Source organism: Sphingomonas alpina (assembly GCF_014490665.1).
GTDB classification, from domain to species: Bacteria; Pseudomonadota; Alphaproteobacteria; order Sphingomonadales; family Sphingomonadaceae; genus Sphingomonas; species Sphingomonas alpina.
In genome coordinates, this window is sequence record NZ_CP061038.1 from 68,426 (window position 1) to 86,707 (window position 18,282).

15 protein-coding genes are annotated in these 18,282 nt (G+C 64.9%); 12 read left to right on the forward strand and 3 right to left on the reverse strand.

Features of this window, described 5'->3' with window-relative positions; translation table 11 throughout:
• Window positions 1-6: 6 nt before the first annotated feature.
• Genes H3Z74_RS00320 through H3Z74_RS00335 form a run of 4 tightly spaced genes read left to right on the forward strand, consistent with a single transcriptional unit; the run spans window position 7 to window position 7,112 of the window.
• On the forward strand, window positions 7-1,017 hold the full coding sequence (locus H3Z74_RS00320; protein WP_187764095.1) for an Ldh family oxidoreductase: 1,011 nt from the start codon (window positions 7-9) through the stop codon (window positions 1,015-1,017).
• Window positions 1,014-2,795 (forward strand): DUF885 domain-containing protein, encoded by a 1,782-nt coding sequence (locus H3Z74_RS00325; RefSeq protein ID WP_187762055.1) that lies wholly within the window; start codon window positions 1,014-1,016, stop codon window positions 2,793-2,795. The genes H3Z74_RS00320 and H3Z74_RS00325 overlap by 4 nt, the downstream gene beginning before the upstream one ends.
• Before the next feature lie 4 nt (window positions 2,796-2,799).
• Entirely contained in the window at window positions 2,800-4,356 is a 1,557-nt protein-coding gene (locus tag H3Z74_RS00330; RefSeq protein WP_187762056.1) for a family 43 glycosylhydrolase, read from the forward strand.
• A gap of 2 nt (window positions 4,357-4,358) precedes the next feature.
• Window positions 4,359-7,112: a DUF5695 domain-containing protein gene (locus H3Z74_RS00335; RefSeq protein ID WP_187762057.1), complete on the forward strand. Its 2,754-nt coding sequence runs from the start codon at window positions 4,359-4,361 to the stop codon at window positions 7,110-7,112.
• Here the strand turns inward: H3Z74_RS00335 and H3Z74_RS00340 are convergent.
• From H3Z74_RS00340 to H3Z74_RS00350, 3 genes are read right to left on the reverse strand one after another with little or no spacing between them, the layout of a single operon-like run.
• Window positions 7,109-7,852, reverse strand: a complete 744-nt coding sequence (locus H3Z74_RS00340; protein ID WP_187762058.1) for a hypothetical protein — start codon at window positions 7,850-7,852, stop codon at window positions 7,109-7,111. The genes H3Z74_RS00335 and H3Z74_RS00340 overlap by 4 nt on opposite strands.
• Before the next feature lie 55 nt (window positions 7,853-7,907).
• On the reverse strand, window positions 7,908-9,092 hold the full coding sequence (locus H3Z74_RS00345) for a M24 family metallopeptidase (RefSeq protein WP_187762059.1): 1,185 nt from the start codon (window positions 9,090-9,092) through the stop codon (window positions 7,908-7,910).
• Window positions 9,089-10,327, reverse strand: coding sequence for an NAD(P)/FAD-dependent oxidoreductase (locus H3Z74_RS00350; RefSeq protein ID WP_187762060.1), 1,239 nt, complete (start codon window positions 10,325-10,327; stop codon window positions 9,089-9,091). The genes H3Z74_RS00345 and H3Z74_RS00350 overlap by 4 nt, the downstream gene beginning before the upstream one ends.
• Window positions 10,328-10,404: 77 nt before the next feature.
• On the opposite strand from H3Z74_RS00350, the gene H3Z74_RS00355 reads away from it, so the two are divergent.
• From H3Z74_RS00355 to H3Z74_RS00385, 8 genes are all read left to right on the forward strand, one after another.
• The gene (locus H3Z74_RS00355; protein WP_187762061.1) at window positions 10,405-11,319 is read left to right on the forward strand and encodes a dihydrodipicolinate synthase family protein; all 915 of its coding nucleotides are present in this window, start codon (window positions 10,405-10,407) and stop codon (window positions 11,317-11,319) included.
• A 13-nt stretch (window positions 11,320-11,332) separates the two neighbouring features.
• Window positions 11,333-12,331 carry a 4-hydroxyproline epimerase gene (locus tag H3Z74_RS00360; RefSeq protein ID WP_187762062.1) on the forward strand — a complete coding sequence of 333 codons (999 nt, stop codon included), beginning with the start codon at window positions 11,333-11,335 and terminating at the stop codon, window positions 12,329-12,331.
• On the forward strand, window positions 12,288-12,632 hold the full coding sequence (locus H3Z74_RS24705) for a GntR family transcriptional regulator (RefSeq protein ID WP_326838798.1): 345 nt from the start codon (window positions 12,288-12,290) through the stop codon (window positions 12,630-12,632). Before H3Z74_RS00360 ends, H3Z74_RS24705 begins: the two co-directional genes overlap by 44 nt.
• A complete protein-coding gene (locus tag H3Z74_RS00365; RefSeq protein ID WP_326838799.1) occupies window positions 12,610-13,047 on the forward strand; it encodes an FCD domain-containing protein in 438 nt (145 codons plus the stop codon). The genes H3Z74_RS24705 and H3Z74_RS00365 overlap by 23 nt, the downstream gene beginning before the upstream one ends.
• 26 nt (window positions 13,048-13,073) lie before the next feature.
• Complete coding sequence (locus H3Z74_RS00370; RefSeq protein ID WP_187762063.1) at window positions 13,074-14,492, forward strand: amino acid permease; 1,419 nt, start codon at window positions 13,074-13,076, stop codon at window positions 14,490-14,492.
• Between the two features lie 42 nt (window positions 14,493-14,534).
• Window positions 14,535-16,079: a glycoside hydrolase family 27 protein gene (locus tag H3Z74_RS00375; RefSeq protein ID WP_229726793.1), complete on the forward strand. Its 1,545-nt coding sequence runs from the start codon at window positions 14,535-14,537 to the stop codon at window positions 16,077-16,079.
• Between the two features lie 330 nt (window positions 16,080-16,409).
• Window positions 16,410-16,988 (forward strand): ANTAR domain-containing response regulator, encoded by a 579-nt coding sequence (locus H3Z74_RS00380; RefSeq protein WP_187762064.1) that lies wholly within the window; start codon window positions 16,410-16,412, stop codon window positions 16,986-16,988.
• Window positions 16,985-18,193, forward strand: coding sequence for an ABC transporter substrate-binding protein (locus H3Z74_RS00385; RefSeq protein WP_187762065.1), 1,209 nt, complete (start codon window positions 16,985-16,987; stop codon window positions 18,191-18,193). The genes H3Z74_RS00380 and H3Z74_RS00385 overlap by 4 nt, the downstream gene beginning before the upstream one ends.
• The last annotated feature ends 89 nt before the right edge of the window (window positions 18,194-18,282 follow it).

Below are 18,282 nucleotides of genomic sequence, written 5' to 3' on the forward strand. Positions count from 1 at the left end.
GTCGTGATGACGCTCGCCGAAGTCCGCGCGCTTGCGCGGCGGGTGTTGCGTGGCGTCGGTCTGGATCGCATGCATGCCGAGGTGGTCGCGGAGACGATGGTTGCCGGCGAACGCGACGGCTGCGCCTCGCACGGCATCTATCGTCTGCTGGTCGCGGCGCGCAGCGTCGCGGCGAAGATCGTCGTGCCGGATGCGGTGCCCGACGTGAAGGAGCCGGCCGCGGCGCTGGTGGCGGTCGATGGCGGCGGCGGCTTTGCGCAGCTCGCCTTCGAAATGGGTAAGCCGCTGCTGATCGAGAAGGCGCGGCGCTTCGGCATCGCGGCAATGGCGGTCAACAATGTCGTCCATTTCGCGGCGCTCTGGCCGGAGGTCGAGGCGTTGGCGGAGCAGGGGCTGGCGGCGATCGCTGTCACGCCCAGCCACGCCTGGGTCGCGCCGGCCGGCGGGACCAGGCCGGTGTTCGGGACCAACCCGATCGCTTTCGGCTGGCCGCGACCGGGCCACGAACCATTCGTGTTCGATTTTGCCACCAGCGCGGTGGCGCGGGGTGAGATCGAACTGCACCGCCGCGCGGGCCGGGCGGTGCCGGAGGATTGGGGTTATGATCGCACAGGGCAGCCGACGACCGATGCCGCTGCGGTACTTGACGGCGCGATGCGCACCTTTGGCGGGCACAAGGGATCGGCGCTTGCCGCGATGGTCGAGCTGCTCGCCGGTCCGCTGATCGGCGACCTGACCAGCGCTGAATCACTCGCGCGTGATGCCGGGCGCGGCGGATCGCCGATCGGTGGCGAGCTGATCATCGCGATCGATCCGGCGGGCTTTCTCGGTGCCGGTGTCGCCGCCAGCTTGGCGCGCGCCGAAGCGCTGTTCGAGGCGATCGAAGGGCAGGGCGCTCGCCTGCCGTCGCAGCGGCGTTATGCCGCACGGGCGCGCAGCCTGAGCGAGGGTGTCGTCGTTCCGACGGCGCTGCATGCTGAGATCATGGACCTGGTCGGCGGGAGCGAGCGGATATGAAACACTGGCTGCGATTGCTTGCGGGAATGATCGTGAGCGCATCGGTGATGGCCGTGCCGACGCATGGCGCGCCGCGTCGCGCCAGTCCTGCTGCGCAATCCTCCGATGCGCGGTTCAAGACGATCTACACGGCGGAATATGCATGGCGTCAGCGCCTGCAAGGCCCCGGCGAGGACGCGCCCAAGGATGCGGCGTTGCGCCTGCCGGATGTCGGACCGGCGACGCAGGCGGCGAAGCTCGCGCGCTGGACCGAGGTGTCGAAGCGGCTGGCGGCAATCCGCCCCGAGACGCTCTCGCGCCGCGCGCGGGTCGATTATGCCGTCTATAAGGGGCAGATCGATGCGCTGCTCGCCGAGCAACGCTATCGCGAATACGAAAAGCCGCTCAATTCGGACACCAGCTTCTGGGGCGAAGTGCTCGAATGGTCGCGCGGCAATTTCCGCACCGAACAGGATTATCGCAACTATATCGGCATGATGCGCGACGTGCCGCGCTATTTCGATCAGCAGATCGGCAATATGCGCAGCGGCCTGAAACGAGGGTTCACGCCAGCCAAAGTGACGCTGACCGGTCGCGATATCGGCGTGGCGCAAGTCGCCGAGGCCGCCTCGCCAGAGGCGTCGCCTTTCTATGCGCCGTTCAAATCCATGCCGTCGGTGATCCCGGCCGCGACTCAGGCGACGCTGCGCGCCGAAGCGCAGGCGGCGATCCGCGACGCGATCGTGCCGGCGCATGCCAGGCTGCTCGGATTCCTGCGCGACGAGTATATCCCCGGCGCACGCACCACGCTCGCGGCGTACGACCTGCCCGACGGCAAGGCCTATTACCGGTCCAAGATTCGCGAATTCGTCACGCTCGATATGGCGCCGGAGGAAATCCACCAGATCGGCCTTGCCGAAGTCGCCAAGATTCGCGCGCGCATGCTGGACGTGATGAAGCAGCTCGGCTTCAAGGGCGATCTTGCCGCATTCCTGAAATTCCTGCGCACCGATCCGCAATTCTACGCGAAGAAGCCGCAGGACCTGCTCGATCGTGCCGCCTGGCTGGCAAAGACGTTCGACGGCAAGGCGTCGCAATGGTTCGGCCGCCTGCCGCGCAGCCGTTTCGCGATCAAGCCGGTGCCGGACGATCTCGCGCCCTTCTACACCGGCGGGCGTGGCGGGCCGGGCATCTATTTGGTCAACACCTATAATTTGCCGGCCCGGCCGCTCTATTCGCTCGCCGCGCTGACCCTGCACGAAAGCGCGCCGGGCCATGCGCTGCAGATGCCGCTTGCGGCGGAAAATACCGGGCTGCCGCAGTTTCGCCGCGACGCTTATCTCTCCGCTTATGGCGAGGGCTGGGCGCTGTATTGCGAGGCGCTGGGCGAGGAAATGGGCATGTACGACACGCCCTATGACGTGTTCGGCATGCTCAGTTACCAGATGTGGCGCGCCTCGCGGCTGGTGGTCGATACCGGCATCCACAGCCAGGGCTGGAGCCGCGAGCGCGCACAGCAATTCCTTCACGACAATACAGCGCTGGCCGATCATGAGATCACCACCGAAGTGGATCGCTACATCGCATGGCCGGGCCAGGCGCTGAGCTATTATATGGGTCAGCTCGCGATCCAGAAGGCGCGGACGCGCGCCGAAAAGGCGCTGGGGCCGAAATTCAATATCCGCGCTTTCCACGACGCGGTGCTCGAACTCGGTTCGGTGCCACTCCCGGTGATCGACCAGCGCGTCGATCAGCTGATCGCGGCCGGTGGCAAGGGGCCTTATCCCGATGAGGAATGACATGATGCGTGTCCTGAACGCCGGGGTGGCGTGCGCGCTGGTCCTGTCGACCGCGGCGGCGGCGCAGCAGTCCGAACCGATCGTCAGCCGGGGCAACCCGATCCTGGCCGATGGCCGCTATTATTCGACCGACCCGGCGCCGCTGGTCGATGGCGACACATTGTGGATTCTTGCCGGGCGCGACGAGGCGCCAGCCGACGTCAACGACTTCATCATGAACGAATGGCAGCTGTTGTCGACCAGCGACCCGGCATCGGGCAACTGGACGCATTATCCCGCGATCGCCCGGCCCGAGACGGTATTCAAATGGGCGGAAAGCGGACGCGCCTATGCTGGTCAGATCGTCAAGGGGCCGGACGGAAAATTCTATTTCTACGCCCCGGTGCTGCAGCGCGACGGCGATGCGAAGGACCGCTTCGCGATCGGCGTCGCGGTCGCCGATACGCCAGTCGGGCCGTGGCGCGACGCGCATCCCGCCGGGCCGATCATCAGCCAGAAGGTACCGATCGCCAACACCATCCAGAATATCGACCCGACCGTGATCGTCGACGATGACGGCCGCGTGTTCATCTATTGGGGCACGTTCGGGCAGTTGCGCGGGATGGAATTGCAGCGCGACATGATCACGCCAAAGGGTGATGAGAAACGCATCGAGGGCCTGACCGGCTTTTTCGAGGCGCCGTGGCTGATGAAGCGCAAGGGCGTTTATTACATGCTCTATGCCGGCAACAATGCCGGGCCGGACTCGGCCTGCACGCCGGCCGTCTATCATGCCTGTATCGGCTATGGCACGGCGACCTCGCCGCTCGGCCCCTGGACCTATCGCGGCGTGATGCTGAAGCCGGTGTCCTCTACTACGTCGCATCCCGGCGCGGTCGAGTTCAAGGGCAATTGGTATCTTGCCTATCACACCGCCGATGCGGTCGGTGGCGGGCATTTCCGCCGCTCGGTCGCACTCGACCGGATCGAATGGGACGACAGCGTGTCGCCGGCGCGCATCCGCACCGTGGTGCCGACACGGCTGCCCCAGGTCGCGCCGGCACCGACGCGCAACATTGCCGGCGCGGCCTATGCCGCGGCCTCGAACGAGCCGATCCCGCTGCAATATTGGATCAGGGCGCTCAATGACGGGATCACCAAGGCATCGCCGCTGCCGCCCGACATGTGGGGCAGCTGGACCGGCAACAATCCGAAGCGGCAATGGATCGAATATCGCTGGCGCAAGCCGGTGACAGTCAACGGGTCGCGCATCTGGTTCTGGGGCGACCAGCCCGCCGGATCGGGGATCGGGGTCGCCCCGCCGGCCAGTTGGGCAATCGACTATTGGGACAAGGGCTGGAAGCCGGTGCCCAGCGCCTCGGGCTATGGCGCCGCCCCCGGCGCCTATCAGGACACGGATTTCGCGCCGGTCACCACGCGCTGCCTGCGTGCGACCTTCACCGCGTCGAGCGCGCAGGGCACCAATGCCGGCGTCGCGGTGCAGGAATGGCAAGTCCTGTCGTCCAAGGCTGGTGTTCCGACCCCACCGAGCCGCGACCGCAAGATCGAAGGGTGCGACTGAGCATGACGGCGCGCCGCATCAGCCGGCGAGCGTTGCTTTCGACGCCGGTGATCGCCGGCGCCGGGCTCGCGGCGATGGGCTTTGCCGATCCGGCGGCGCCGCCGCGACGGGGCGGACGTGCGCTTGGGCCGGCGTTATCTCCGTTTCTCGCCTTGTGCGGTGAGGACGGCGCACTGACCAGCCTGCGCCGCGCCGGCGACGCGTTCGACACCGACTATATCGAGGCGAAGGAGCAGATCGGCCATATCACCATCGCTTATCGCCGCGCGGGCGAGGGGTGGCGCAATTACGATACCGCCAGCGGCACATCGTCGACCGAGGCGGCGCCGGGCAAAAGCGTGCTGCGCTACCGGATCGACGACGACCAGGGACCGGCGCTCGGCATCGAGATCATATTACGGGCGATCGGCGAGCATCTCGACTGGGCAATCGTGCTTGATAACCGCTCCGGTCAGCCGATCGAGATCGGCGATGTGAAGCTGCCCCTGCCGATGAACTGGCAGTTCAAGGCCAAGCAACCCGTCACCGCATCGGTGCTGAAACACAGCTTCGTGTCCGGCCACGGATCGTGGATGTTCTGGATGCGCGCCAACAGCGTCGGTCCGTATCTGACGATGACGCCCGATCCCTCGACTCATCTGGAATATTGGGACCAGAGCTCGGCCGGCCGGGATCGCGGCAGTTGCTTCTGCGTCTATATCCACGCCGCCGCGGCCGGTGCGGTGACGCGCAAGGCGGGCAGCACATGGCGCCAGCCGCTGACCAGCCTGATGCTCGCGGTAAGCGGCGCGCAGTCGCGGCGGCGCTACGGCATGCGCTTTTCGTGGAGCAAGGACTACGCCGCGGTGCGCGATACGATCGTCGCGCGCGGGCTGATCGATGTCGACGTCGTTCCCGGCATGACCGTCCCGACCGATCTGTCGGCAACGATTGCGCTACGCAGCAACGAGCGGATCGCCGGTGTGGATGCCGAACATCCCGGCGCCACGCGGATCGAACGTCTCGGCCGGCGCGCCGGCCGGACGCTGTACCGCGTGCACTTCGCGCGGCTCGGCGAGAACCGGCTGACCATTCGCCATGGCAAGGGTCGCACCACACACCTTGAATTCTTCGTCACCGAACCGGTCGAAACGCTGATCGCCAAGCGCGCGGCGTTCATCGTCCGGCGCCAGCATCGCGACGCGAGCAAATGGTATGACGGGCTGTTCGGCGAATGGAACATGGCGAGCGGGACGCTGCTCGGCCCCGATAATTACGATCGCATCAAGGGCTGGCGCATCTATGAGGTGACTTGCGACGATCCGGGCCTGAGCAAACCGGCGTTCCTCGCGTCCAAGAATGCCGAGTTCGCGGTACAGGCGGAAATCGATGCGCTGGAATTATATGTCGATCGCTTCGTGTGGGGCGGTCTGCAGCGCACTACCGAGGAAAGCCGATCCTATGGGATTTACGGCATTCCCGACTGGAAACAGAATCGCGAAAGTGCCGATCCGGGCAATGGCGGCCGCATGCATATCTGGAGGCCCTATGATTACCCGCACATCTTCACTTTGTATCTCGGCCTGTATCGGGCCGCGCGGCGCAATCCGCAGATTCGCACCAGGACGCCGGCGAAAACCTATCTCGAACGTGCCTATGGCACGGCGCTGGCGATGTTCACGATCCCGCTCGAGGTGACCGGCTGGTCGGCCTATCAGACCGGCTTCTACAACGAACTCGTGCTGCCCGACCTGATCGACGAACTCGCGGCGGCCGGCATGATGGGAGAGGCTGGCCGCCTGCGCGCGCACTGGACGCGCAAGATCCGCTACTTCGTGCAGGAGGATGCCGATCTGTTCGGATCGGAATATCCATTCGATTCAACCGGCTTCGAATCCACCCAGGCGCTGGCGCGCTATGCGCTCGACGATCCGGCGCGCTCGGGCGTGACGCCGGCGGAAGCGAAGGCATTTGGCGCGCGGCAGATGGCGGCGAACCTGTTCTGCCGTGGCTGGCTGGAGCCGGCCTATTATCATCTCGGCAGCGATTATCGCGCACAGGGCGGCGATAGCTATACGCTGAGTTATATGGCGCAAATGGGCGGCTGGGCGGTGCTCGACCATGCGCTGTACGATGCAACCGATCCGCACCCGCTGCTCCGCCTCGGCTATGCCTCCTTTCTCAGCGCCTGGGCATTGATGAACACTGGCACGGCCGAATCGAACTACGGCTATTGGTATCCGGGGGAGGGCAATGACGGCGGCGCGGGCGGCGGTTTCGAACCGGCGCCGACCGGCACGACCTGGCTCGATCAACCGCACACGCGCGGATCATGGTATTATTCCTGCGAGATCGATCTGGGTTTCTGCGGCGGCTTGCGCGGCGCGGCGACGGTGCTGGCGGACGATCCGATCTTCGGGCGGATCTGTTACGGCGGGATATGGAGTGCGGTGCCGGGCGGTGTCGCAATGACCCCGCGCGACGGGATCAGGCGGCGCGTCCATTTGCGGCTGGATACTGCGACGCTCGACCTCGAACTGGTCGGCGGCCGCTTCGCCGCGGAACGCCGCATCGTATTTCGCGCCGATGGCCGAGACATCCGCTTCAGGGTCGAGCGGGTGGCTCCGAGCGCACCGATCGAACTGCGGGTGGCCGGTTTACCCGACGGCATTTACCGGCTGTCGGCCGGCGACAGCGTCGCGACGGTGACGATCGTTGCGGGCCGGGGCGTATTTGCGATTCCGCCGGGCGGTGACGAGATGCGCTTGTCCGGTTAAGGCGCTGGCGCATCCTCGACGGTCACTCGTCCTACCTTGGTGTCGATCACCACCTCGAACGTGCCGCGATTATAGGCGAAGCTCTCGGCGTTCAGCCCAAGCGCAATCGCTACGGCGCCCTCGGGAACCTGCGCGACGGCATAGTCGCCGATCGGGAAGGGCTGGCCGATCACCGTGCCATCGGCATCGACAAATGCGCCGATCAGCGCATTGATACGGACAGGATAATCTTTGGGTCGAATATAATAGCTCGGAAAAACACTGCCGAACGCGCCGCGATAGGCGTTGGCGGGCTGATAGGGCTGCCCGGCCGGGCCCCAGGCGCCGAACTGAGCGACCGGGCCGAAGCCATTGGGTTGGCCCATCGACTTCATCGCATCACCAATGTCGGGAAAGCCCGGCTGAACCAGCCCGACCGGCCCGGTGTCATCGGCCGCGGTACGCACGCGCGATTGTGATACGGGCGGGCGTGGCCCGCCATGCACGACATTGACCAGTCCGGTGGCGATGAGGGTGATCCGGTCATTGGCGGTCAGCTCGAGCCCCCAGACATAGACCGGACGCTTCCCGTCGCTCTGGCCGAACGGCAGCTTGGCATTGACGCCCGGATCCCAGGGCATGGTCCGGCCATCGACCTTCACCACAACCTTGCGCGCCGCTGCGGGCGATGCGTGGACGACCGTAGCCAGCGCCAGGATCGACAACAGCCTGCATGCCGTTGCGGCGTGAAACATGGTCACCGGTCGATCTCCTAATTTGGGCATCCTCGCATGCCGAGACCGCGCATCATCTGCTTCATCCGCCGAACGGATCGTCGATCGACCATTGCGGCTCGGTGAACCAGGCCGCGCCGGTTTCGGTGACGTGGAAATGATCCTCCAGCCGGACGCCGAACCGGTCGGGCAGGACGATCATCGGCTCGTTGGAAAAACACATGCCGGGCGCGAGAATGGTGCGGTCGCCGCGCACCAGATAGGCGGGCTCATGGATCGACAGGCCGATGCCGTGACCGGTGCGGTGCGGCAGGCCGGGCAGGCGGTAATCGGGGCCGAGGCCGGCGGCTTCCAACACGCGCCGTGCAGCGTGATCGACCGACTCGCAGGTCGCGCCGGGGCGCACCGCGGCAAAGGCCGCGGCCTGCGCTTCTTTCTCCAGCGACCAGATCGCCCGCTCCTCGTCGCCGACCGCGCCAAAGGCATAGGTCCGCGTGATATCGGAATGATATCCTTCGACCAGGCAACCGGTATCGATCAACACCAGGTCGCCCTCGGCGAGATATTGCTCGCCCGGCAGACCATGGGGAAAGGCGGTCGCGCGACCGAACTGGACGATGCAGAAGGTCGAGCCAGCGGCGCCGATCGCGCGGTGCGCGGCATCGATGAAACGCACGACCTCGCTTGCGGCGATGCCGGGCGTCAGGATTCGCGCGGCGCGGCGATGCACTTCGAGCGTCATCGCCTTGGTCTGGCCGAGCAAAGCGAGTTCGGCGGGCGATTTGATCAGGCGGCAACCATCAATCGCTGGCGCGCCATCGACCAGCGTCAGGCCGGCGCCGCGCAGCTTTTCGCCCCAGGCAAAGGGCAGCAGCGGATCGACGGCAAGCGTCCCGCCCGCGCCGATCGCATCGGCGACGCGTGCGACCGGGCTCTCATCCTCTTCCCACAGCAGAAGGTCGGCGTCGATCGCGAGGTCGGCTTCCAGCGTGCCGCGTTCGAACGCCGGGCAGACCAGCATCGGCTCGCCCGACACCGGCAACAACAGCGCGACCATGCGCTCGCTTGGCCCCCAGGGAATGCCGGTGAAATAACGCAGGCTCGCCCCCGCATTGACCAGCAGCGCCTGCGCGCCCGCCGCCTCGGTCGCGGCGCGTGCGCGGTCCAGCCGGGCGATCCGTTCGGCGCGGGAAATCGGCAACGCGCGCTCGGCCCAGGCAGGGAGAGTTGCGAGTTCCGCCGCCGCGGTCGATCCACCGATACTCATGATGTCATCCTATTGGCGCCGAACCGGCCGATGTCGAAGGGGGAAATATCCATCGCCGGGGCTTCGTCCCGCGCCAGCGCGCCGACGATCGCCGCTGTTACTGGCGCTAGCGTCAGGCCGAGATGCTGATGGCCGAACGCATAGATCAGGTTGCGCGCATGGCGCGAACGGCCGATCGCGGGCAGGTAATCGGGCAATGTGGGCCGGGCGCCGATCCAGCGCTCGAACGGTCCCGCGATCGGCAGGCCGAGCGCCGCGACATGTGCTTCCAGCCGGTCCCATTTGCGTGGATCGGGCGGCGCGTCGAACCGGTTGAGCTCGACAAAGCCCGCCGCCTGTACGCAATCGGCATAGCGGGTGACAATCATCGATCGATCCTCGAACGCGATCGGCGGCAGGTCGGCCGGCCAATGGTCTGCCCGCGCACGGATATGATAACCACGCTCGGCGATCAGCGGCACGCGATAGCCCATGGCACGCATCAGCGCGCCCGATTGCGCACCGGCGGCGATAATCAGCAGATCGGGGGCCTCGCCGTCGATCGTCGCTTTGTCGCCGTCAAGCGCAATGGTCGCGCGCCGTCGCTTGATCGTGTCGCCGTGCGCGATCAGCGTCGCTTCGAGTGCATCGGCCAGCGCGTTCAGGTCAGTGATCTGGCCGCTGCCGGTGAAGCGGATCGCGTCGACCACCGACGGTGCAATCGTTCTGCGAAGACGGTTGAGATCATCCGGCGTCGCCGACGCGAATTGCGTGGTGCCGGTGTCTGCCTCGCCCCAACTGGCCCGGCCCGACCTGGCCGTCGCGTCGCTCTCCCAGGCAACGAAATGGCCATCGCGCCGCAACAGGTCGGCAGCGCCGATCAATTCGGTCAGGTCCTTCCAGGCCGGCAGCGAAGGCGCCAGGATCGAAGCTAATGCCCTGCTTCCTGCGGCAAAGCGCGCCGGCCTCGACGCGGCGATCATCCGGACCGCGAACGGCGCCCATGCGCGAATGCCCGACAGCGGCAGGTCCAGCGCACCGCCGGCCGAGAAGCGTCGGCGCGGTGCAGAGCGGATTGACGCGAACGATGCGAGCGGCGCGACTTGTTCGGTGGCGATATGCCCGGCATTTCCCCATGACGCGGCGGTGCGGTCGCCATGTTCTTCGATCACGGTGACGGCATAGCCGCTGCGAGCTAGTTCGAGGCCGGCGCACAACCCAATAATTCCGCCGCCGATCACGATTGCTCGCCGCATTGGTTGTTTCTCCTGTTGCACTGCACACTTCATTATCGTATACGGTATATGAACTCAAGGGTACGGGACGAGACGCGATGACGATTGGCTGGAAAGGTGTTTTTCCTGCGGTTACCACACAGTTGCGAGAGGATCTGTCGATCGATCTCGCCGACACGCAGCGCGTGGTCGATGATCTGGTCAATGATGGCGTCACCGGAGTGATCGCATTGGGCACGGTCGGGGAGAATAACTCGCTCGACTTCGATGAAAAGAAAACCGTGCTTCAGGCGATCGTAGAGGTCGTTGCCGGCCGTGTGCCGGTGATCACCGGCGTGTCGGAATACGACACGCGCCGCGCGGTGCGCTACGCACAGGCGGCGGAGGCGATCGGCGCCGATGGACTGATGCTGCTGCCGCCGATGGTTTATGTGCCCAAGACTCATGAGCTGGTCGCGCATTTCAAGGGTGTCGCGGAACAGACCGGCCTGCCGATCATGCTCTACAACAACCCGCCGGCCTATCGCACGGTGATCGACAAGGACGTTCTGAGTGCGCTGGTCGATGTCGCGAACATCGTCGCGGTCAAGGAATCCGCGCCGGATACGCGCCGCTTCACCGATTTTCGCAACGAATTCGGCGATCGTTTCGTGCTGTTCGCCGGACTCGACGATGTCGCGCTTGAAGGGCTGTATCTCGGCGCACAAGGCTGGGTGTCGGGGCTGACCAACGCCTTCCCCAAGGAATCAGTCGAGCTGGTCGCCGCTTTCGAGCGCGGCGATCATGCCAAGGCGATGGAGATTTATCGCTGGTTCATGCCGCTGCTTCATCTCGATGCGGAGCATGACCTGGTGCAGTCGATCAAGCTTGCCGAGCAGGTCATGGGGCGCGGTTCGGAACGCGTCCTGCCGCCGCGCATGGTGCTTGAGGGCGCGCGCCGCGCCGAAGTGATCGCGATGGTCGAAAAGGCCGCCGCGACGCGTCCGACTCTCGCACATGCCCAGGCAGCCTGATAGCATCGCCGATATGCGTCACACCTTTTTCTGCATCGACGGCCATACGGCGGGCAATCCGGTCCGCCTGGTCGTCGGCGGCGCGCCGCTGCTGAAGGGCGCCTCGATGTCCGAGCGACGGCAGGACTTCATGGCCCGGTTCGACTGGATCCGCACCGGCCTGTGTTTCGAACCGCGCGGGCACGACATGATGTCGGGTGGTTTTCTCTATCCGCCGACGCGTGATGATGCCGATATCGGCATCCTGTTTATCGAGACATCCGGCTGCCTGCCGATGTGCGGCCATGGCACGATCGGCATGATCACTTTCGGGCTCGAACATGGGCTGATCGAGCCGGCCAAGCCCGGCAGATTGCGCGTCGAGGTCCCCGCGGGCGTGATCGACATCGCCTATACGCAAGACGGAGCAAAGGTCGTCGCGGTCAAGATCACCAACGTGCCCGCTTATGTCGCAGCGCGCGGAATCGAAATCGATGTCGAGGGTATCGGCCCCTTGTCGGTCGATGTGTCCTATGGCGGCAATTATTATGCGATCATCGAGCCACAGGGCGCCTATACCTCGCTCGACGATCTCGGCGCGGCACGACTGGTCGATCTGAGCGGCCGCATCCGTGACGCGGTGCGGGAGGAGTTCGAGCCCGTTCATCCGCTCGACCCGACGATCCGCGGCGTCAGCCACATATTGTGGGCGGATAAACCGCGCGGCGATGGCGCGGATGGGCGTAACGCGGTTTTTTATGGCGACAAGGCGATCGACCGCAGCCCGTGCGGCACCGGCACCTCCGCGCGGCTCGCGCATCTCGCCGCATCGGGCCGGCTCGCGGTCGGCGAACGCTTCGTGCACGAAAGCTATATCGGCAGCCGCTTCATCGGCCGGGTGGAATCCGCGACATCGATCGGCGACCAGGCCGCGATCATCCCGTCGATCGAGGGATCCGCCGTCGCGACCGGTTTCAACACCATCTGGATTGATCGCGCCGATCCTTTCTGGGAGGGTTTCCAGGTCAAATGATCAACCTTTATTCATCGATTGCAGTGCGCCGTTCCGGCGCACACCGGGGAGTGAGCTTTTCATGAGCATCGTTATCCGCACCTTGTCCGAGCGCGTCTTCGAGATCGTTCGTGAGCAGATCGTCACGGGCCAATTGCCTGAGGATGTGCCGATCCGCCAGGACGCGCTGGCCAGCGATTTGGGCGTCAGCAAGATCCCGTTGCGCGAAGCGCGTTGCGCGGCTGGAACAGGAAGGTCTGCTGACCAGCCAGGCCAATCGCGGTTATTTCGTGCGTGCCATGTCGACCGGCGAAGTCGATGAGATCTATGCGTTGCGCTTGTGCATTGAGCCCGCCGCCGCTGCCTATGCGTGCGGCGTGGCGTCCGAGCAGGACCGCGAAAAGGCGCTCGCCGCGTTCGAGGCGCTCGATCGCGCGGCCAATGACAGTCTTGGCGATGTCGCGGTGCGCAACCGCGATTTCCACACTGCGCTGGTGCGTCCCGGCGGGCGTCTGCTGACCACGCAGATGGTCGAACGTCTCTCGATCCTGTCCGAGCGTTATGTCGTTGCGCATCTCAAACCGGCCGGTCGCAATGCGCGCGCGCATGTCGAACACAAGAAGCTGATCGATTCATGGATGGCGCGCGACGCGCGGCAGCTCGAAACGCTGCTGAAAGAGCATATCGAGGGCACGCTGTACGATCTGCGCGCTCAGTTCGCCGCGACCGCGGGCTGATAAAAAACACAATAAGGGGGGCATCGATGTTCGGACCGCGCAAGTCGCTTGATACCATCACGACGCATCTGGCCGGTCAGAGCCTCGCCAAGACGCTCAGCTGGCCGCATCTGATCGCGCTCGGCGTCGGCGCGATCGTCGGGACCGGCATCTATACGCTGACCGGCGTCGGCGCTGAGCGGGCCGGACCGGCGGTGATCCTCGCCTTCGCCATCGCCGGAGCGGTGTGCGCCTGCGCGGCGCTCGCTTATGCCGAACTGGCCACCATGCTTCCGGCTGCGGGCAGCGCCTATACCTTCAGCTACACCGCGCTTGGCGAGACGATCGCCTGGATCGTCGGCTGGAGCCTGATCCTCGAATATTCGCTTGCCTGTTCGACCGTCGCGGTCGGCTGGTCGGGTTATCTGGTCGGCTGGGTCCAGGCAGCGGGCGTCCATTTGCCACCGGCATTGCTGGTCGGGCCACATGGCGGCGGGATCATCAACCTGCCCGCCGTTGTCGTCGCGCTGAGCGTGATGGGTATGCTGATCGCCGGCACGCGTGAGAGCGCGACGCTGAATATCGTACTGGTGATCATCAAGCTCGTCGCGCTGGGCATCTTCATCGCCTTCGCGCTGCCCGCCTTTCAAGGCAACAACCTCGAACCCTTCATGCCTTATGGGTTCGCGAGCACGGAGATCGGCGGGGAGAAGCGCGGCGTGATGGCTGCCGCGGCGATCGTGTTCTTCGCCTTTTATGGCTTCGATGCGGTCGCGACCTCGGCCGAAGAAGCGAAGAATCCGGGCCGAGATCTGACCATCGGCATTATCGGGTCGATGCTCGTCTGCACGATCATCTATATGCTCGTCGCGGTCGCGGCAGTCGGCGCGCTGCCCTTCCAGCAGCTCGCCAATTCGCCGGAGCCGCTTGCGCTCGTGCTGCGCTCGCTCGGCGAACCGAAAGCGGCCTATCTGATCGCGCTCGCCGCGGTGATTGCGCTGCCCTCGGTCATCCTGGTGATGATGTACGGACAAAGCCGCATCTTCTTCGTCATGGCGCGCGATGGCCTGTTGCCGCGCGGCCTGGCCAAGGTCAGCCCACGGACCGGCGCGCCGACCCTGATCACGCTGATCACCGGTATTTCGATTGCGGCTGTCGCCGGTTTCTTCCGGCTCGACGAAATCGCCGAGCTGGCCAATGCCGGCACGCTGGTCGCGTTCATCTCGGTCGGCGCCAGCCTGATGGTGCTGCGCAAGCGTGCGCCGGACATGAAGCGGCTCTTCAAATGCCCGGCTCCCTATGTCGTGGGCACGCTCGCGATCCTCGGCTGCCTCTATCTGCTGTTCAGCCTGCCGTCCTCGACCATCATCCGCTTCTGTCTGTGGAACGTCATCGGGCTGGCAATCTATATCGCGTATAGTCGCCGCCGCAGCGACCTGCATGTGCCGGCGCCCGACCGGGTCTGAATTGCTTCGATCATTGCTGAATCCATCCGGGAGTATGCCGACGTGCGCCTGACCTATGCCCTCGCTCTGCTTGCCGCCGCTGTTACCGCCGGTCAGCCGGTCGCCGCCCAAACCAGCGCCACCCCGGCCGCCCCGTCATTCGTTGCCGGCATGCGTGTCATCTTCGACGATCCCGCGCCCAACCCCGGCGTGCGCCTGTTCGAAGTGTCGCGTGGGGGCGACGGCGGCTTTACCGGCAAACTGACCTCCGACTGGTACGGCGCGATGCCGATGAGCAACATCACGCTTGCCGGCAAAATGCTCAGCTTCGACATCCGCAACATCAACACGCGCGGCGTGCCCACGCGGCGCTGGACCGCGACGCTGACCGACCAGGGCCTCCTGCTCGAAGGCGGCATCTGGGAATCGACCGTCAAACAGACCGGACGCCCCGCCAGCGCCGCTGAATTCGCCGCGCTCACCTATCGCGACGTGCCCTTGCCGCCGCTCGCGACGATCGCCCCCGATGGCCTTGCCGCGACACCGCCGATGGGCTGGAGCAGCTGGAACAAGTTCGCCGAGCATATCGACGACAGGACGATTCGCGCGATGGCCGACGCGATGGTCTCATCGGGCCTGCGCGATGCCGGTTATGTCTATGTCAACATCGATGACGGCTGGCAGGGGACGCGCGGCCCCGACGGCGAACTCCGTCCGAACGACAAATTTCCGGACATGAAAGCACTCGCCGATTACATCCATGGCAAGGGGCTGAAGCTCGGCATCTACAGCTCACCGGGGCTCAAGACCTGTGCCGGTTATACCGGCAGCTATGGCCATGTCGAACAGGATGCGAAGACCTTCGCACGCTGGGGCGTCGACTATCTCAAATACGATCTCTGCTCGGGTGAATGGCAATATGCCGATGCCGACACGGTCATGCGCACCTATTATCAGATGGGCGCCGCGTTAAAGGCGACCGGGCGGCCGATCATCTATTCATTGTGCCAATATGGCCGCTTCGACGTCGCATCATGGGGGCGCTCGGTCGGCGGTCATCTCTGGCGCACGACCGGCGACATCACCGACGATTACAAGAAAATGAGTGAGATCGGCTTCGACCGGAACCCGAAATTCGCCCATGCCGGCCCCGGCGGCTGGAACGACCCCGACATGCTGGAAGTCGGCAATGGTGGCATGTCGCACGACGAATATACCACGCACATGACGCTATGGGCGATGTCGGCGGCGCCGCTGCTGATGGGCCACGACCTGCGCACGACCACGCCCGACGCACTCAAATTGCTGGAGAATAAGGAGGTCATCGCCGTCGATCAGGATCGCCTTGGCGTGCAGGGCGCGCTCGTCCGGCGCGACGGCGCGGTGGAAATCTGGTCGAAGCCGCTGGCCGACGGCTCGGTCGCGATCGCCCTGTTCAACCGGGGAGAAATCGACGCGCGGGTCGCCTTCCTGCCGGCGGATGCGAAGCTTTCGCGGATCACGCGGGTGCGTGATCTGTGGCGCGGAAAGTCGACCGGCTCCGGCCCCGTCAAATACAGCGTGCCGGGGCATGGTGCCGTGATGTTACGGGTCGCAGGAAAGCGTTAGGTCAAGCGTCGTCGGTAACGCGGTTCCAATCGGCGATAAGCACAGCGAATTCGAGGCCGCGCATGATGCTGTGCGGAGCCTTGTCGTCAGCGCCGGGAACGGCCGTATCGTTGCGCTCGGCACGATCAGCGACCGCTCCTATACCCGGCCCCCTTTTTCCTGAGTTCAAGCACCATAGCCTTCGTGAGCGCATCGGCGCCTGATCGGCTCCTATGGTCATGAACGGCTCGACTATGGTGCGGTACGACCATCGACGGCGTTTCCGCAAATGCATTGGTTGCGCCGCTGGGGTCGAAAGGCGTATGTTGCGCTGCAGCGAGGAGCGCGTGGTTGCGGATAGCCATTGTCGATGAAAGTCCCGCGCGTGCGGCAGTGATCGAGGAAGGCCTGCGTGATGCGGGCTTGACCGACGTCGCCGTCTTTACCGACCGCAAGGGCATTGCCGCACGGCTGGAGGCATTTGCGCCTGATGTGGTGTTGATCAATCTGGCCAATCCGCATCGTGACGAGCTGGAAGAATTGTTCGCGCTGTCGCGGGCGATGGCGCGGCCGGTCGCGATGTTCGTCGACCAGAGCGATACTGCGGGGATCGAGGCCGCGATCGATGCCGGCGTCTCGGCGTATGTGGTCGACGGGCTGAGGAAGGAGCGGATCAAGCCGGTGCTCGAACTCGCGATCCGGCGTTTCCGCGCCTATTCGCGGCTACGTGCCGAGCTGGACGAGGCGCGCGGTGCGCTGGCCGAGCGCAAGGCGATCGACCAGGCCAAGGCACTGCTGATGAAGAAGCGCGCGATCGACGAGCCCGCCGCCTACGCTGCGTTGCGCAAGGCGGCGATGGATAGTGGCCGGCGGATTGGCGATGTTGCCGACGCGATTGTTACTGCCGACCGGCTGATGGGGGACCTATGAGCAATACCCCGTTCCGCATCGGCTTCCTCCCCTTGGTCGACGCTGCCCTGCCCATCCTGGCACGCGAGCTTGGTTTTGCGGAGGAGGAGCGGATTGATCTGATTCCCGTGCGCGACATGAGCTGGGCGACGGTTAATGACCGGCTACTTTATGGCCATAGTGATGCCGCCCATCTGCTGGCGCCGCTGGCCATCGCGACGACGCTTGGCCTGGGCCGGCCGGCGACGCCGCTGTCGGTTCCTTTCGTCCTGGGGCTAAACGGTAACGCGATCACACTGCGCCCCGACCTGGCCGAGCGGGTGACGGTGATCGGTCAGCCGGGCGATATTGCGGCGATCGGCGCCAAGCTAGCGTCGATCGTGCATGAGGGGGGTGAACGGCTGCGCTTCGGCGTGGTGCATCGTTATTCGAGCCATAATTACATGTTGCGCTACTGGCTGGTCGGCAGCGGCATCGACCCCGACCGCGATGTCGAAATCGTCACGGTCGCGCCACCCTTCGCCGCAGATGCACTGGCGAGCGGCGAGGTCGATGGCATCTGCGTGGGCGAGCCGTGGAATAGCGTCGCGGTCGATCGCGGTGCCGGGGTGATCGTCGCGGTCACCTCTCAGGTCTGGCTGCGCGGCGTGGAGAAGGTGCTCGCCATGCGTACCGCCCGGATGGAGGAGGATCCTCATCTGACCAACCGTTTGATCCGGGCGCTGTACCGGGCGGGCGTGGCGTTTGTCGATCCGAAGCGCCTTGATGAGATCGCCGCAATCCTCGCGCGGCCCGATTATCTCGATGGATCAGCGGCGCTGATCCGCCGTGCCATTTCCGATCAGATATTATTCGCGCGCGGCTTTCCTGCGATCCATGTTCCCGATTTCATGTTTCAGCACCGCGAGGCGGCAAATTTCCCCTGGGTCAGCCAGGCCGCCTGGCTCTATGCCCAGATGTGCCTGGCGGGGCATACCGAAGTCAACGAGGCGAATTACCATGCAGCGCAACATGTTTTTCGGCCCGATATCTATCGCGCCGCGCTTCGGCCGTTCGGAGTGCCGCTACCGGGTGCAAGCTCAAAGTTGGAGGGTGGGATCGTCGATTCTTTAGGTGTGGGAACAACCCAGGGACGCCTGATTCTTGGCGCCGACCGGTTCTTTGATGCACGTAGTTTTGATCCCGATGCGCTCGACGCTTACCTGACAGGGACGAATCGGCCCTGATTTTCGCTGCGATGCAAAAAATGGCTTGCATCGAATCATAATCCGGGTCAGCTTTCGATCGACCGCCGGATCGCTGCAACGAAGTAGCA

What these genes read in the sequence shown, in the direction of transcription:
- H3Z74_RS00365 (WP_326838799.1), top strand. Translation starts at nt 12,610, where the DNA reads ATGTCGACCGGCGAAGTCGATGAGATCTATGCGTTGCGCTTGTGCATT.
- H3Z74_RS00345 (WP_187762059.1), bottom strand. Translation starts at nt 9,092, where the DNA reads ATGAGTATCGGTGGATCGACCGCGGCGGCGGAACTCGCAACTCTCCCT.
- H3Z74_RS00360 (WP_187762062.1), top strand. Translation starts at nt 11,333, where the DNA reads ATGCGTCACACCTTTTTCTGCATCGACGGCCATACGGCGGGCAATCCG.
- H3Z74_RS00385 (WP_187762065.1), top strand. Translation starts at nt 16,985, where the DNA reads ATGAGCAATACCCCGTTCCGCATCGGCTTCCTCCCCTTGGTCGACGCT.
- H3Z74_RS00350 (WP_187762060.1), bottom strand. Translation starts at nt 10,327, where the DNA reads ATGCGGCGAGCAATCGTGATCGGCGGCGGAATTATTGGGTTGTGCGCC.
- H3Z74_RS00325 (WP_187762055.1), top strand. Translation starts at nt 1,014, where the DNA reads ATGAAACACTGGCTGCGATTGCTTGCGGGAATGATCGTGAGCGCATCG.
- H3Z74_RS00335 (WP_187762057.1), top strand. Translation starts at nt 4,359, where the DNA reads ATGACGGCGCGCCGCATCAGCCGGCGAGCGTTGCTTTCGACGCCGGTG.
- H3Z74_RS00370 (WP_187762063.1), top strand. Translation starts at nt 13,074, where the DNA reads ATGTTCGGACCGCGCAAGTCGCTTGATACCATCACGACGCATCTGGCC.
- H3Z74_RS00330 (WP_187762056.1), top strand. Translation starts at nt 2,800, where the DNA reads ATGCGTGTCCTGAACGCCGGGGTGGCGTGCGCGCTGGTCCTGTCGACC.
- H3Z74_RS00320 (WP_187764095.1), top strand. Translation starts at nt 7, where the DNA reads ATGACGCTCGCCGAAGTCCGCGCGCTTGCGCGGCGGGTGTTGCGTGGC.
- H3Z74_RS00355 (WP_187762061.1), top strand. Translation starts at nt 10,405, where the DNA reads ATGACGATTGGCTGGAAAGGTGTTTTTCCTGCGGTTACCACACAGTTG.